This is a genomic window from Alteromonas sp. W12 (genome assembly GCF_001924945.1).
Taxonomy (GTDB): Bacteria; Pseudomonadota; Gammaproteobacteria; order Enterobacterales; family Alteromonadaceae; genus Alteromonas; species Alteromonas macleodii.
Genome location: NZ_LQXH01000009.1, coordinates 211,502 through 225,575, shown reverse-complemented (window position 1 = coordinate 225,575; position 14,074 = coordinate 211,502). Strand labels below are relative to the sequence as shown.

General features: G+C 45.7%; 11 protein-coding genes. 3 read left to right on the top strand and 8 right to left on the bottom strand.

All coding sequences use genetic code 11. From position 1 onward, the window contains the following. From AWH61_RS14570 to kduD, 7 genes are all read right to left on the bottom strand, one after another. Complete coding sequence (locus tag AWH61_RS14570) at positions 1-1,491, bottom strand: UxaA family hydrolase (RefSeq protein WP_075177449.1); 1,491 nt, start codon at positions 1,489-1,491, stop codon at positions 1-3. A 209-nt stretch (positions 1,492-1,700) separates the two neighbouring features. Next, the gene (locus AWH61_RS14565) at positions 1,701-2,717 is read right to left on the bottom strand and encodes a LacI family DNA-binding transcriptional regulator (RefSeq protein ID WP_014949874.1); all 1,017 of its coding nucleotides are present in this window, start codon (positions 2,715-2,717) and stop codon (positions 1,701-1,703) included. 145 nt (positions 2,718-2,862) lie between these two features. Then, positions 2,863-4,158, bottom strand: a complete 1,296-nt coding sequence (locus AWH61_RS14560) for a TRAP transporter large permease (protein WP_075177448.1) — start codon at positions 4,156-4,158, stop codon at positions 2,863-2,865. Then, on the bottom strand, positions 4,158-4,643 hold the full coding sequence (locus tag AWH61_RS14555; protein WP_014949872.1) for a TRAP transporter small permease: 486 nt from the start codon (positions 4,641-4,643) through the stop codon (positions 4,158-4,160). The genes AWH61_RS14560 and AWH61_RS14555 overlap by 1 nt, the downstream gene beginning before the upstream one ends. A 2-nt stretch (positions 4,644-4,645) precedes the next feature. Continuing rightward, the gene (locus tag AWH61_RS14550; protein ID WP_075177447.1) at positions 4,646-5,629 is read right to left on the bottom strand and encodes a TRAP transporter substrate-binding protein; all 984 of its coding nucleotides are present in this window, start codon (positions 5,627-5,629) and stop codon (positions 4,646-4,648) included. 30 nt (positions 5,630-5,659) lie between these two features. Continuing rightward, positions 5,660-6,505: a 5-dehydro-4-deoxy-D-glucuronate isomerase gene (gene kduI, locus AWH61_RS14545; RefSeq protein WP_039225580.1), complete on the bottom strand. Its 846-nt coding sequence runs from the start codon at positions 6,503-6,505 to the stop codon at positions 5,660-5,662. A gap of 22 nt (positions 6,506-6,527) precedes the next feature. Further along, positions 6,528-7,286: a 2-dehydro-3-deoxy-D-gluconate 5-dehydrogenase KduD gene (kduD, locus tag AWH61_RS14540; RefSeq protein WP_039236598.1), complete on the bottom strand. Its 759-nt coding sequence runs from the start codon at positions 7,284-7,286 to the stop codon at positions 6,528-6,530. 178 nt (positions 7,287-7,464) lie between these two features. Between kduD and AWH61_RS14535 the strand changes: the two genes are divergently transcribed. The 3 genes from AWH61_RS14535 to AWH61_RS14525 all read left to right on the top strand — a co-directional run bounded on the left by AWH61_RS14535 (position 7,465) and on the right by AWH61_RS14525 (position 12,815). Beyond that, the gene (locus tag AWH61_RS14535) at positions 7,465-8,694 is read left to right on the top strand and encodes a DUF4861 family protein (RefSeq protein WP_075177446.1); all 1,230 of its coding nucleotides are present in this window, start codon (positions 7,465-7,467) and stop codon (positions 8,692-8,694) included. Positions 8,695-9,145: 451 nt separating this feature from the next. Next, a complete protein-coding gene (locus AWH61_RS14530; RefSeq protein WP_014949867.1) occupies positions 9,146-11,002 on the top strand; it encodes an alkaline phosphatase PhoX in 1,857 nt (618 codons plus the stop codon). Between the two features lie 64 nt (positions 11,003-11,066). Further along, entirely contained in the window at positions 11,067-12,815 is a 1,749-nt protein-coding gene (locus AWH61_RS14525) for an Aq_1262 family (lipo)protein (RefSeq protein ID WP_075177445.1), read from the top strand. Between the two features lie 117 nt (positions 12,816-12,932). Here the strand turns inward: AWH61_RS14525 and AWH61_RS14520 are convergent, their stop codons facing one another. Beyond that, entirely contained in the window at positions 12,933-13,916 is a 984-nt protein-coding gene (locus tag AWH61_RS14520; RefSeq protein ID WP_075177444.1) for a glycosyltransferase family 2 protein, read from the bottom strand. Positions 13,917-14,074 lie beyond the last annotated feature (158 nt).

The following is a 14,074-nucleotide window of genomic DNA, read 5'->3' as shown; positions in this document are numbered from 1 at the left end:
TTAGAGGGTGACGCCACGTTTCCAAATAGCAATCTCATGGCTGCCATTCTTCTCGTTGCAGGTTTGTTGACCAGATGCCACTGCCAAACAATGTTGGAGTAGCGCTTCGGCACACTTATCGATAGAGACGCCTTCTAGAACTTGTCCAGCGTTAAAATCTATCCAATGTGGCTTCTTATTAGCGATATCTGAATTTGACGATATCTTGACTGTGGGTACAGGAAAACCAAGGGGCGTGCCTCGGCCTGTGGTGAATAAAACGATATGTGCCCCCGATGCTGCCAACGCCGTTGAACTAACGGCATCGTTACCAGGTGCTTGTAATAAACTTAAGCCTTTGTCTTGCTTTGGCTCGCCATACTGCAAGATGGACTGAATAATAGAGGTTCCACCTTTTTGAACCGCGCCGAGTGACTTTTCTTCTAGCGTGGTTAATCCGCCAGCTTTATTGCCTGGAGACGGGTTTTCGTAAATAGGTTGGTTGTGGGCGATAAAGTAGTTCTTAAACTCATCAATCAGCGAGTTAAATGCCTCAAATACGTCTTTGTTTTTAGCGCGATTCATTAAGAGCTGTTCGGCACCAAACATTTCTGGCGTTTCGGTTAAAATGACCGAGCCACCTAGATTACACATTAAATCGGTAACACGCCCTACTGTTGGGTTGGCAGTAATACCGCTAAAAGCGTCGCTACCACCACACTTCATGCCTAAGGTTAATTCGCTAGCGTCGATAGGCTCACGTTTGTCATTAGCCATTACTTTTAACAAGTCATAAACTGCGTTTACGCCTTCTTCTAACTCATCTACCACTTCTTGTGCGTTGTAGAAGCGAACCCGATTTGCCGGTTTATCAACGTGAGGCAGTAAACTCTTAAGCTGATTGTTTTCGCAACCCAAGCCTACAATTAACACCGCACCAGCGTTCGGGTGAGATGCGAGAGAGGCTAAGATAGTGCGCGTGTCATCTAAATCATCGCCCAGCTGAGAACAGCCAAAAGGGTGGGTAAATGCGCGGAACCCGTCGCACTCGCTAGCGAAACGACGATTACATTCGTTGGCAATACGGTCTGCTGTTCGATTTACGCAGCCTACGGTATTGATGATCCATACTTCATTGCGAATACCCACTTTTCCATTTTCTCTTCTGTAGCCCATGAACTGTAACCCAGAAGTAAGATGGTTTTGTTTTGAAGCGGTATTTGACGGCGCGTAAACGTATTGTTCAGTGCCTTTTAACTTAGTCTTTGCGTTATGGCTGTGAACATGTTCGCCGGGGTTAATTTGGCTTGTTGCAGCACCAATGCTGAAACCATATTTTACGATGTCGCCACCGTCTGACAGGGTAACTAAGGCAACTTTATGGCCAGCAGGAATGTCTTGGCTAACTGTAATGTCATATTCAGCGATGTAAGTGCCAGCCACGATAGGGCAGGTTGCAACCGCAACGTTATCGTTATTATGCACTTTAACTAGTTGTGTTTTAACGTCCATTACAAGTCCTGCTTTATCTTTACGGCTTATTTAACCGCTAAGCGTTGTTAAATAAGCACTGTGTATTTAAAAAGAGCGATAGATTAGAAAACGTTGCTTTTTACGCTCTGTTTACAAATTGTTTATTTTTAACATTCTTTTTTATTGCCGTGCCACCGGTGGCATAATAGGTCGAAAAAGAAGTGTTAGCAACACTTGATTGTAAAAAATCACACTTTTTTGATTGAATCGCGAATAATTAGGTGAGGTTTGACCAGATACGTTTCGGTTTCGCTAACTTCACTGCCTTCGATGTGCGCGATGATTTTACGCGCTGCAATAGCTGCCATATCGCCAACGGGACGTTGAACAGTAGTAAGGGCAGGGATTACACGGGCAGCAAGTAGGTTGTCATCGAACCCCGCGACGGATAGTTCGTCAGGTACGGTTATTCCCATTTCATGAGCCACTTTCAATACGCCTGCTGCCATTTCATCGTTGTTTGCAAAAATAGCTTTAACTCGAGGTGACTGAATAAGCAATTGACGCGCGCATTCTATACCGCTTTCGAAGCTGTTTTTACCCTCAATTACCCTGTTTTTAGGTACATCGACACCCAGGCCGTTAAGCGTTTCAACAAAGCCTTCCAAACGCTCTTTTGAGGAATAATACTGTTGCGGACCGCTGATGATACCAATGTCTTTATGACCTAGTGAAACCATATAGCGCGCTAAATCACTTAAAGCAGCTCTGTCGTCACTCACTACGATATTTTGATGGTCATCTAAATCTACTGACGCCATTCGCACATAGTTAATGCTCTTTTGTTGCAGCGCGTCGGCTAATAACTTTGATTCGGATACCGGTGGCAATATGATGACACCGTCTATGTTTGAACGACGTACAAAGTTAATACAGTCTTCTACAAAACCTTCGGCATTATAACTACAAGGGTGTACAACTAACTCATAACCCTTTTGAGAACATATGCTTAACACGCCTCTTTGCACTTGGTCGATATACAAGGCATCGGGGTTGTCGTAAATTAGGCCTATCAAGTATGAGCGGCTAGTACTTAAACCACGCGCTTGCTTGTCAGGGGCAAACCCCGTTTCTTGAATGACCGCTTCAATGCGCTCACGTGTTGCTTTTCCCACATTGGTCGCACCGTTAATGACGCGTGACACGGTACGCTTTGAAACACCTGCTAGGGCTGCAACATCATTGATAGTCGGGCGCTTGTTCATAATTCTCTGTTTTTCCGCGCTATTATGTCGTTACTTCCGATATTACCACACAAATACGGGCAATATGTTTTTGTTACTCAAAAGTGAAAGTTCGTGTGATCAAACTCCGCCTGACCACACCTTCAGTTTTGATGATTCTACCTTACTAAAATCCTAGTGCACGCGGTAGCGCTTCGCTGAACCATGCGACATACGTAACTAGCATAAGAACGACAAACATAGCCACATATAAAGGTATTAGCGGTCGAATGATGTTCTCAAGTTTGGTTTTAGCAATGGCACAGGTAATGAAAAGTACGGCGCCGACGGGCGGTGAGCACAATCCAATAGACAGGTTGAGCACGAGCATGATGCCGAATTGCAGTTCGCTCATTCCAAGTTCTAAGGCCACCGGCAAAAATATGGGCGTAAAAATAAGGACGGCAGGTGTCATATCCAAGAATGCACCAACTACGATAAGCAATAGGTTGATTAAGAGAAGAATAAGTAATGGGTTATCGCTTATCGACAACAGTGCGTTACTTAAGGTTTGCGGAATGTTCTCAAACGACAATAGCCAAGACATCGCTGTTGAGGCCGCGATAAGCAGCATTACAATTGCCGTCGTTTCTGCCGCCTTCAAGAAAATATCAGGTAGGGCTTTCACATCCACTTCTTTATAAAACACCACAGCTAACAGCAATGAGTAAACCACCGCAATGGCACCTGCTTCAGTAGCGGTAAAAACGCCGCCCACAATGCCGCCAATCACTAAGAATATGAGGAATAGGGAAGGGAGTGCTGCGATAGTTTTTTCGACAACTACTTTAATAGGAAGTCGCGGCGATAGCGGGTATCCCTTCATTTTTGCGTAGATAAAGCACACCAGCATGAGCGCTAGACCCACCATAATGCCTGGAATATAGCCAGCCATAAAGAGGGCGGCGATGGACACGCCACCGCTAGCGATTGCGTATACAATTAAGATATTACTTGGCGGAATTAACATTCCCGTAGTTGATGCAGCGGCAGTGACCGCTGCGCTAAAATTCGGCTCGTAGCCAGCTTTCTTCATTTCGGGCAACATGAAGCTGCCAATAGCAGACGTAGTCGCTACTGCAGACCCTGAAATTGCACCAAACAGCATGCAGGAAACAACATTTACTAAGGCTAAACCACCGGGAAGGGCACCAATAAGCGCCATTGCACATTCAATTAATCGCTTGGCTATCCCGCCGCGTCCCATGATAAGGCCAGATAAAACAAAAAATGGGATTGCCAAGAGCGCAAAGCTATTAAGACCACCTGCCATACGCTGGGCAATAGTAATGGTTGCCGGAGCAATGTCCATGCTCATTACCATAGCAAGCAGCGTGGCTACACCAATGCTGATTGAAATAGGAACATTTAAAAGAAGGAGTACAAAAAAGGCGACGACTAAGATAATACCGGTCAGTTCCATTACGCTGACTCCTTATTGTTGTTTCGCCAAAGTGCAGTAATGTTAACCAGTGCATAGGCAATGATAAGGCCTCCAGATAAGGGAAGCACGCTATAGATAAAGCCCATTTTTACACCTAGCGCGGCTGAGATTTGCTCTAGCTCTAATGTAAGAGACACTAGTTCAGCGCCGCCGTAAACCATCACCAAAACACAGAAGATAATGACAATGACTTCAACGCAGGTAAGTAGAAGGCGTTTCACTTTACGAGACTGACGCTCAACAATTAAGTTGAACCCCAAATGCGCGTTTTGGCGATAGGCGTAGGCCGCACCTAAGATGCCAATCCAAATAAGTATGAACCTAGACAACTCTTCGGTGACCGAAGCAGGGTCTTTAAGTACGTAACGTGAGACCACTTGCCAAATTACGGTAAGTAAAATACTTACCATGGCAATAATAAGGGTGCCGGCTAAGGCTTTATCGATGAGGCGTATTATTGTCATTGTTACATCGCTTTTATTTGCGTAATTAAGTCGCCAATTGGCGTGTCTTCAAAGCTCTTATGAAAAGGCTTTACCGCTTCAACGAAAGGCGCTTTATCAGGCGTAATAACTGTGACGCCTTCGGCTTTTACCTTTTCTAAAGAGGCTTGCGTAGATGTTTTCCAAAGTTCGCGTTGGTATTCAACAGAGTCTTCCATTGCTTTGGTTAGCCACGTTCGCTGCTGTTCATTCAAACTTTCCCATACCGGCAGCGATGCCAGCATGACGTCTGGAACACTGGTATGCTCGTCAAGGCTGTAGTAACGGGCAATTTCATAATGACGTGAAAGGTAGTAGCTGGGCGGGTTATTCTCTGCGCCGTCTACAACGCCTTGCTGAAGCGCAGTGTACAGTTCTCCCCAGGCAACGGGGGTTGCAGCTCCTCCGAGTGCGCGAACTGTTGCTACTGCAGTAGGGCTGTTCAATACGCGAATTTTGAGCCCGTTCAGATCGCTTGGTGTTTCTATTGGTTTATCGTTGGTGTAAAAACTACGGCTTCCCGCATCGTAATAGCCGAGACCTTTAAGTCGGAAGTCTTCAACACCAGATAACAACTCATCGCCTAAATCGCTGTTTAATACACGCCAGAAGTGTTCGTTATCGCGGAAAATGTAAGGAATGCTAAAAATCTTCATTTCGGGAGCAAACCCTTCCAAAGGACTTGCCGACACCTTAGTCATGGCGAGTGAGCCAATCTGCAGCAGTTCTACCATCTCCCTTTCGGTTCCCAGTTGGCTGCTCGGGTAAATAACCACACTCATTGTACCGTCAGAATAGTAATCTAGGCGCTCTCCAAGATATTCCATTGCTTTATGTACTGAGTGTTGAGTGTCCAATGTATGCCCCAAACGCAATACGGTGACTTCGCCTTGCAGTTCATTTTGCGAACACGCCGAGGTTAGCAACAGGGCCGTGGCTGACAGTGTGAGTTTTATATACCGCAACATAATCATTACACCTAATTAGAGCAGGGCTGCTTAACGCAACTGTGAAGGCGGAAACTTATCCATATCATCGTAATCCAGGTTTTCACCTGCCATTCCCCAGATAAATGCATAGCTTCCAGTACCTACACCACAATGAATGGACCAAGGTGGCGATACCACGGCTTCTTCATTCGCTACAAAAATATGGCGAGTTTCGTGAGGTTCGCCCATGAAGTGACATACGCGGCTTTCGCTATCCATATCAAAGTAGAAGTACACTTCATTGCGTCGGTCATGTTGATGAGCTGGCATGGTGTTCCAGACGGAGCCTGTGTGCAGACGCGTTAGTCCCATTTGAAGCTGACAAGTATCGACAACAGTATTGATAAGTAACTGTTTGATATCACGCTTGTTGGAGGTTTCCTGACTGCCTAAGTGAAGGATGTTTGCATCTGTGCTGCCTATTTTTTTGCAGGGATAGGCGTGGTGAGCCGGCGCCGAGTTTAAGTAATATTTGGCAGGATTGGACGCATTGTCCGACTCAAAAATGACTTCTTCATTGCCTTGTCCGATGTACAAGGCCTCTTCATTATCTAGGTGATAAGTGGTGCCTGAAACAGTAATGGTTCCGGGCCCGCCGATATTAATTACACCGACTTCGCGACGGGCGGTAAAGAACGGCATCTTTAACTGATCTTCAATGGTTTCTAGTGTTAGCGCTGACGTTGTCGGTACGGCACTTCCAAGCATAAAGCGTTCGTAGTGGGTGTATATCCATACGACTTCACCTTGTGTCATTAGGGTGTCGACTAAAAACGCGTCACGCAATTCTTGCGTGTTGTAAGCATTGGCCTCTTTACGACCGATAGCATATCGGGTGTCTATTTTCTTACTCATGGCTGTATCCCCCATTCGTTAATTAACGTGCTAGAAAGCCGCCGTCGACAGCAAGGATATGGCCGTTTACGTAATTGCTTGCTGCGCTCGCAAGAAATACCGCCGCACCTGCTAAATCATCACTTTCCCCCCAGCGATTAGCTGGAATGCGGGCACAAATTTCAGCACTGCGCGTTTCATCATCTTGCAGTGCTTGGGTGTTATCGGTTTTGATGTAACCTGGCGCAATTGCGTTCACCTGCACATTGTATTGGCCCCATTCGTTTGCTAGCGCTTTCGTAAGGCCCGCAATGGCGTGTTTACTCGCCGTGTAGGCAGGAACGGTGATGCCTCCTGTATAACTTAACATTGATGCAATATTGATGATTTTGCCTTGTCCCCGTTCTACCATCGTCTTGCCAATAGTTTGGCTAAGTAGGAAAGCTGAATCGATGTTGACAGCAAGCACGTTTCTCCACTCGTCAAAAGGAAAGTCGGTTGCTGGTGCTCTGAAAATAGTGCCGCCGTTATTCAGCAGGATGTCGATGTGTCCTTTAATGCTTAACGCATCTTCAGCAAGTTTAACTACCGCGTCGGCATCAGCGAGGTCGGCATCTAATGCCATGGCTTGACCACCTTCACTTTGAATTTTACGTAGTGTCTCGTCACATCCACCTGGTCGAGAACTGGCGCAGATGACGAAGGCGCCAGAAGTGGCGAGTGCTAAAGCAAGCGCTTGGCCTATACCTCGACTTGCTCCGGTCACTAATGCGGTTTTACCTTCTAGGCTAAAGTTGACCATGTAATTTACCTTTCACTAAATGGTTCATGGGTATGACGAATTTTATCGACATACTAAATTGAAAAATCTCGTTAACAAAATTTAAAATAATTGCCACCGGTGGCATTTGTCAATATATTGTTTATAAATATCGTTAATTAGTTAAATGCGTTAACAACCGATGGAGAGCATAAAAGTGATGAAATTTAGTAAGATAGGTCTAATTTTGGTGCCATTATTGGCAAGTTGCTCACAAGGGGATATAAATTCGGCTTTGTCTGTTAAGGTGAAAAATTCGGCAGACGGTGGTAGCGGCGATCAAATTTTTGAAGTATCTCTGCCCCCGCAATATTCGGGGTGGAAGTTAAAGCAATATCCGTCAGAATGGATTGAGAATAGCGAAGGGAAAGCGGTGTTACTAGGTGCAGCATCCATTGCGCCAGGAAGTAGTGCGTCATTGGAACTTATGCCACCTGAGCAAGCTACGAATGTTAACCTCCAAGACCGAGCGCACGCTGAACTTTCCGTAAGAACAGGAGGAGAATGGCAAGACGCAGTATATAGCGCTGAGGGTTTTTCTTTTGAAGAAGTTACTTCATTCACATCGCCTCCGCAATTGACCGATCATTCTTACTTTTTGCGTTACGAAGGACCAGGCTGGGAGTCTGATCAAATGGGCTATCGCCTTTATCTTGATTGGCGTAACGCTATTGATGTCTTTGTTAAAGCGAACGACAGTGTAGTATTACCTGAGGTGGGGCAAGACGGCTACGATAGCTATCATAATTTATCTTCGTGGGGTGGAGACGCGCTTAAAGTTGGTAAATCGTTGGGCGTGGGTGCGCTAGGTCGATTAACAGAACAAGAAACCCAAGACTCCTCAACGCAGACAGTTATGCACTTTCAGCATGTAGAGAATACGCAATACCAATTAGTCTCGAATTCTCAGTTGCGGGCTGAGTTCGAGGTTGGCTACGAAGGGTGGTCATCGTCTGATGCGAAAGCGGACAGCATCGACGTTACCACGCACTATCGAATTGATGCGTTTGACCCCACAACCCACATCAGCGTTTTTGTATCAGAGCCATCGGATAATATTGTCGCAGGTTTAGTGGCGCATGATGGAATGCAGGTGATTAAAGCCGAGCGTGGAGAGTGGGGCGTTGTAGCGACTTGGGGAACGCAAAGTATCTTGGCAGATAATGACAACTTAGGATTAGCCGTTGTTTATCGATTAGATCAGGTCGAAAAGGTATTCGAGGGTGAACATGACCACCTTGTATTGTTCAAACCTTTAACCGCTTTAGATTATAAAATTCTCGCGGTTTGGCCTAAGCGCAGCAGCGATGTACAAACTGCAAAGCAGTTCGAAGATTATCTGGTTAATAAATTAAAGATGTATAATCATCCTCTTACCGTCTTAAACTAAGTATTACTTAGCGACCAGGCTAGCGGGCTGTAGCGAAATGCGTAGCCCGTTAGCTTATATTATGCCTTTCTCTAATTGCCTTCTTCAACTACCCACTTTTTCCATTTTAGCCCATCCAACTTTCAAGCAGTTATGTGCTGTTGTGTTCACGGGCACAAAGCTCTGACCAGTATTGTGAAACAAATAATTCATAAACTGACTGAGTGGTTTAGGTTTTCTTGATTGAGTATTCAATAATCCCAATGATTACAGCGCCTTCGTAAATCTTCGCATTTGTTTTATTCGTTTTTTCATACCCTTGTGTCAATAAAGCTTCATTTTGGTGTCAATTCACTGTCACCGGAATGTCACAAATGTCCTCCAGACTTTCGCCCGCTAAGACCGTTTACTGAGGTGAGTCTTCTGCTTACCTCCACTCAACATCGAAAACAAGTATAAGCAAGGAACTATAATGAAAAGCGAAACTCTTCGTGGAATTAAGTATTCAGCGATAGCACTGGCTGTAACACTAGGGATGACTGCCTGTTCACTGGAAGGTGACGATGGCGAAGACGGTGTACAAGGCCCTGTAGGTGAGCAAGGCCCAGTAGGAGATCAGGGCCCGGTGGGGGATCAAGGTCCTCAAGGTGATAGTGCAGGTACGCTAACACGTATTGCTACGGTTCCACTTGGTGCAGAAGTGACCGGTATATTCTTAACAGACGAAGGCGATTTATTTTTTAACGTTCAGCACCCGTCTGGCACTAATGCGGCGACAACCAGTGTAAATGCAATGCCTATCAACACCGGTACAGTGGGCGTGCTTGCAGGTGCTAACTTCAACAATCTGCCAGTAACATTACCAAATTCACCTGTACCAAGCTCAGATGAAGAAAAAGAGCTGGTGGTTTCTGCCATTGGTCAATATCAAGTACTTGGACAAACGGGCGACACTTTCGGTACTGACCTACCAGAAGGCTTAGGTCACATCTACACGTTGGATGGCGAAGAGTTGGTTCTTGAAAATGACATGCCTGATTTTAACGGCTTCATCTCAACCGCCGAAGGCGAAGGTTACCTTTTCTCGAACTGGGAAGAGCTTCCTGGCGGTATGAGCCGCATGAAAGTTGAAAAAGACGAGTTTGGTATGTGGGAAGTAACTGAAGCCATGATGCTGGATTTCTCGCCAGTGTGGGGAACGGCGGCAAACTGCTTTGGTTCAATGTCACCTTGGGGTACACCGCTTACTTCAGAAGAGTGGGTGGTTGATTCGGCGGTGGATACGACAACATCACCAAGCTGGAATAACCCAGAGGCCGTTTCTACAGATGCGCGCTTAGGTCGTATGTGGCAAATGACGGCGCCAGATGCGCCAAACCCGTACAACTATGGCTACATTGCGGAAGTAACAGAGCCGTTGGCTGATGAGCCGGTTATTGTTAAGCATTTCGCCATGGGCCGTTACGAGCATGAGAACTCAACGGTCATGCCTGACGGCAAAACGGTTTACCTTTCTCAAGATGATACGGGGGGCGTACTGTTTAAGTTTGTCGCAGACACAGCTGAAGACTTATCGGCAGGTACACTTTACGGCGCTAAGCTCACTCAGGACGCAGGTCAGAATGATCCTGCGACAACTGGTTTTGCGGTTGAATGGGTGGAATTAGCTAGCGGTGATAACCTGACTATTCGCGCGTGGATTGATGAATACAATGGTATTGGTACCGACGATTACGTGGATGGACAAAGTTCTTACATTACTATGGCCGACGTTCAAGCATGGGCTGATGGCGATGCGACCTATCCAACGGTAGAGGAAGGTGGCTCTAGCGTAACAGCAGGACAGCCAATGGATAACCGCGTAGCGTTCTTAGAGAGTCGTGCAGCGGCCCGTCTTAAAGGGGCTACCGCAGAGTGGAGAAAACTGGAAGGTATCTCAATCAACCAGAAACGCGCAAAGGAAGCGGTTGAAGGTGTAGATACTATCGAAGGTGAAGTGGTACAGAATGCATACCTTTACATCGGCATCGCTGATATCGACAACACAATGATTGACGGTGAAGGCGATATGCAGCTTTCAGCCCGCGTTAAAGACTGTGGTGGTGTTTATCGTGCCAAGCTTGAAGAAGGCTATAACATCTCTCGTATTGAACCTGTGGTGATGGGCGGTACGTACCGTTCAAGCCTAACTGGCGCCGAGCGTTGTGACGTTGAACAGCTTTCTCAACCAGATAACGTAGTGGTGATGAACGACGGCCGTATTCTTATCGGTGAAGACGGTTTCCAAGAAAACAATACGCTGTGGATGTATGAGCCAGCAGATAAGTAAGTTTTCCGTTTAATTTAAAATTTGCCGGGTGTTTATACACCCGGATTTTTCCGTTGTGACGATTATGAAAATGTTAAAAATAACTTCAGGTGTAAGCATTCTGCTTTCACTACTTATCAGTGCAGGATGCACTGATAACACGGATACTGACGTGAACAATCAGTCAAACTATGAGCAAAACTCAACAAGCTTTACAGTTGACACGCAACTGCCTCCTTCTACTCACGAAAAGACCGACAGCACCCACGCTTATCCTTATCAAGAAGGCGATGCTATTCCCGCTCTGGCATATATTGAACACGATGAAGTGTATAACCCTGAATCGGTAATTCCTCCCCAGTGTTATACCAAAACAGAAGGTGTTAACAACCCATGTTATGCATGCCACCAAAGCTACGATTCAATGGAAAAGCGTCCAAATCAAATGGGCGATGGCACGTTACAGGGCAACTACGAATTTTCTGACGTAGGGTTAACAAACAGCTGGAAAAACCTGTTTATTGACCGTACATCACTGATTGCGGGCATTGATGATGCCACGATTAAAAAATATATAGCGCAAGACAACTACACCGCTTCGCTTAACAATGACGCCATGCCAGACTACATGCGTATTGAAAATTTGAGCGCCGCTGACAAGGCATTTGATGGCGACGGTTTTGCTAAAGATGGCAGTGGATGGGTGTCGTATAATTACAAGCCTTTCCCAAGTACTTTTTGGCCGACTAACGGGTCAACCGGCGATGCTATGATCAGGCTACCTGAAAGCTTTCAAACGCTAAAAGGCAAGTATAATAAGGCTATCTACACATTGAACCTAAGCTTGGTTGAAATGGCACTTAAAGAGCTGGATACGTTAACTGTGGCGCCGGTCAACGAATTAGCGTTGAACCTTGACGTAAACCAAGACGGAAAACTTACCAATTCAGTGACTGAAATCGCTCGTTTGTCGCATTATGTTGGCGACGCAAGCGATGTTCCGCTAGCGCACATGCTTTACCCCGAAGGTACAGAATTCTTACATACCGTGCGCTACATTGGCGTGGATGAAAACGGGAATATTTATAACGCGCCGCGTATGAAGGAAGTGCGCTACATGAAAAAGCATATGTTCAGAAGCAGAGAAAGCTTAGCGTCTGCCTATTATGCGGAAGCAAAAGATAAGCATTTTGAAAAGCTGCCCCAAACCCGCTACCTAGGTGAAAAAGGGATAGACAACGGCTTTGGCTGGACAATTAATGGCTTCATTGAAAATGAGCAGGGCGAACTTCGTGCACAGCACGATCAAGAGCTTGCGTTTTGTAACGGCTGTCACAAAACAGTAGGGTCAACCTTCGACCAAACATTTTCATTTGCACGGAAAGTTCCCGGACAAGCAGGGTGGGGCTATATAGACCTGCGTGAAATTGAAGATGTGCCAAATATTAACGAGGAAAAAGGCGAGTTCCTTACTTATATGGAGCGCGTGGGCGGTGGCGATGAGTTCCGTCAAAACGGAGAAATGCTGGCCAAATGGTTTGATGAAAAAGGCATGGTCAAGGTAGAAGAAGTGCAACGTGCCAAGTCAGTGTACGACATCATTACTCCTTCACCAGAGCGCGCGTATGCGTTGAACAAAGCGTATTTGACCATAGTGAAAGAGCAAAGCTATTTGTTCGGTCGCGACGCAACGCTGACTAAGGCGACTAATGTGTTAAGCACTATTGATGCCGAACAGCCACCGCTTAAGCCTGAACATCGTTTCAAGTGGGATATGCGACTTAACTGGCAACAAGAAAAGCCAAGCGCCATCGCAGAAGCGCGTCAACAGTAACCAGTAGTAGATGCCTTCAGGCGCAAAGTTTGATATCTAACAATTACTGCACTCGCGAGCTTTCTATTGCTCGCGAGCATCTAATTCGAGTGCTTTCCCGCCACCATGCAAGATCGCTTAAGCTGAAGTGCTCAGAAGACCAGACTCTTTCTCTGGGGAATGAAAAGATGTGAACGCGATATTGTTCTGAGCGTTCGTTACCATTGGCTTCTCGGCCGGAGCTCCTGGTGAGTCTTCCTCTACTTGCTGGGGGAGGTGCTTGATCTTAATGCCGTTTTGCTTGAAGTCAGCATTAATAAAACCTTGGTCTGCATACGCGTTCAATACATTGATACATGGGTAAAATCCCCATTTCGAGTGAAAACGCTGCGCATTATGAACAAAGTCTAAAAGGTGATTTATCGGGCATTGATAATTAGGGCGGTGTGGTGCAAATGTTCGCGTGGGCAATTGCTCTAACGAAAACCCTAATGCTCTACAGTTAGTGAAGAAATCTTCGTCGTTTAGTCCGAAACCCGCGTAGCCTTCATCGAAGCCGCCGGTTTTCTGAAAGTCTGCCTTACGAATAAAAAACACTGTAGAACAAATACTATCGTCACTAAACTTTCCATGATTAATTTCCTGATCTCTTGAAGGTATTTCGTTATTGTCGTCTTCGGGTAACGTGTCGTCATTACTTGCTAAATAACCGATTTCTTTTTCATCTTTTGAAATTTGTCGGTAGGGCTTACAACAGCGCTCATTGGGTAAAAACACCACTGATGTAAACACTACGGTGTTGTCACGAAGCGCAAGTAAGCCATCTCTAAAAAGCGATGGGGCAATAACTGCGTCTACGTTTAGGTAAACTAAATTCGCGTGCTTGGCTGCTGACAAACCCTTGTTGCGCGCTTTCGCTATCGGAAGAGCATCTTGAGTCACAAACTTGTGAACAATGTCGAATTTGTCACTGCGTACGAGTGACAAATCAGAAGGAGGTGCCATCCAAACAATGACTAGCTCATCTGGCGTAGGAGAGCATTGCTCAAACTGAGTTATCAAATTGGTCAGCTTCTCAGTTCTGCTCTTAACAATAGTTACTGCACTTATTGGTGAACGCATACTCTTCCTCCCTTTCTAAGTTGTTGAACCTGTAATAACGACGACATGAAACGTTGAACGTTATACTTTCGTAGAAGCAAAGAGTGTTCCTGTTTTGTAAATTGTTGATTATCAGCTAAAAGTTTTATTTTGAAGTTCTGTTTTCGAGAATTTTCAGC

Coding starts and splice junctions, on each gene's coding strand:
- AWH61_RS14570 (WP_075177449.1), bottom strand. CDS start 1,491: ATGGACGTTAAAACACAACTAGTTAAAGTGCATAATAACGATAACGTT.
- AWH61_RS14565 (WP_014949874.1), bottom strand. CDS start 2,717: ATGAACAAGCGCCCGACTATCAATGATGTTGCAGCCCTAGCAGGTGTT.
- AWH61_RS14560 (WP_075177448.1), bottom strand. CDS start 4,158: ATGGAACTGACCGGTATTATCTTAGTCGTCGCCTTTTTTGTACTCCTT.
- AWH61_RS14555 (WP_014949872.1), bottom strand. CDS start 4,643: ATGACAATAATACGCCTCATCGATAAAGCCTTAGCCGGCACCCTTATT.
- AWH61_RS14550 (WP_075177447.1), bottom strand. CDS start 5,629: ATGTTGCGGTATATAAAACTCACACTGTCAGCCACGGCCCTGTTGCTA.
- kduI (WP_039225580.1), bottom strand. CDS start 6,505: ATGAGTAAGAAAATAGACACCCGATATGCTATCGGTCGTAAAGAGGCC.
- kduD (WP_039236598.1), bottom strand. CDS start 7,286: ATGGTCAACTTTAGCCTAGAAGGTAAAACCGCATTAGTGACCGGAGCA.
- AWH61_RS14535 (WP_075177446.1), top strand. CDS start 7,465: ATGAAATTTAGTAAGATAGGTCTAATTTTGGTGCCATTATTGGCAAGT.
- AWH61_RS14530 (WP_014949867.1), top strand. CDS start 9,146: ATGAAAAGCGAAACTCTTCGTGGAATTAAGTATTCAGCGATAGCACTG.
- AWH61_RS14525 (WP_075177445.1), top strand. CDS start 11,067: ATGAAAATGTTAAAAATAACTTCAGGTGTAAGCATTCTGCTTTCACTA.
- AWH61_RS14520 (WP_075177444.1), bottom strand. CDS start 13,916: ATGCGTTCACCAATAAGTGCAGTAACTATTGTTAAGAGCAGAACTGAG.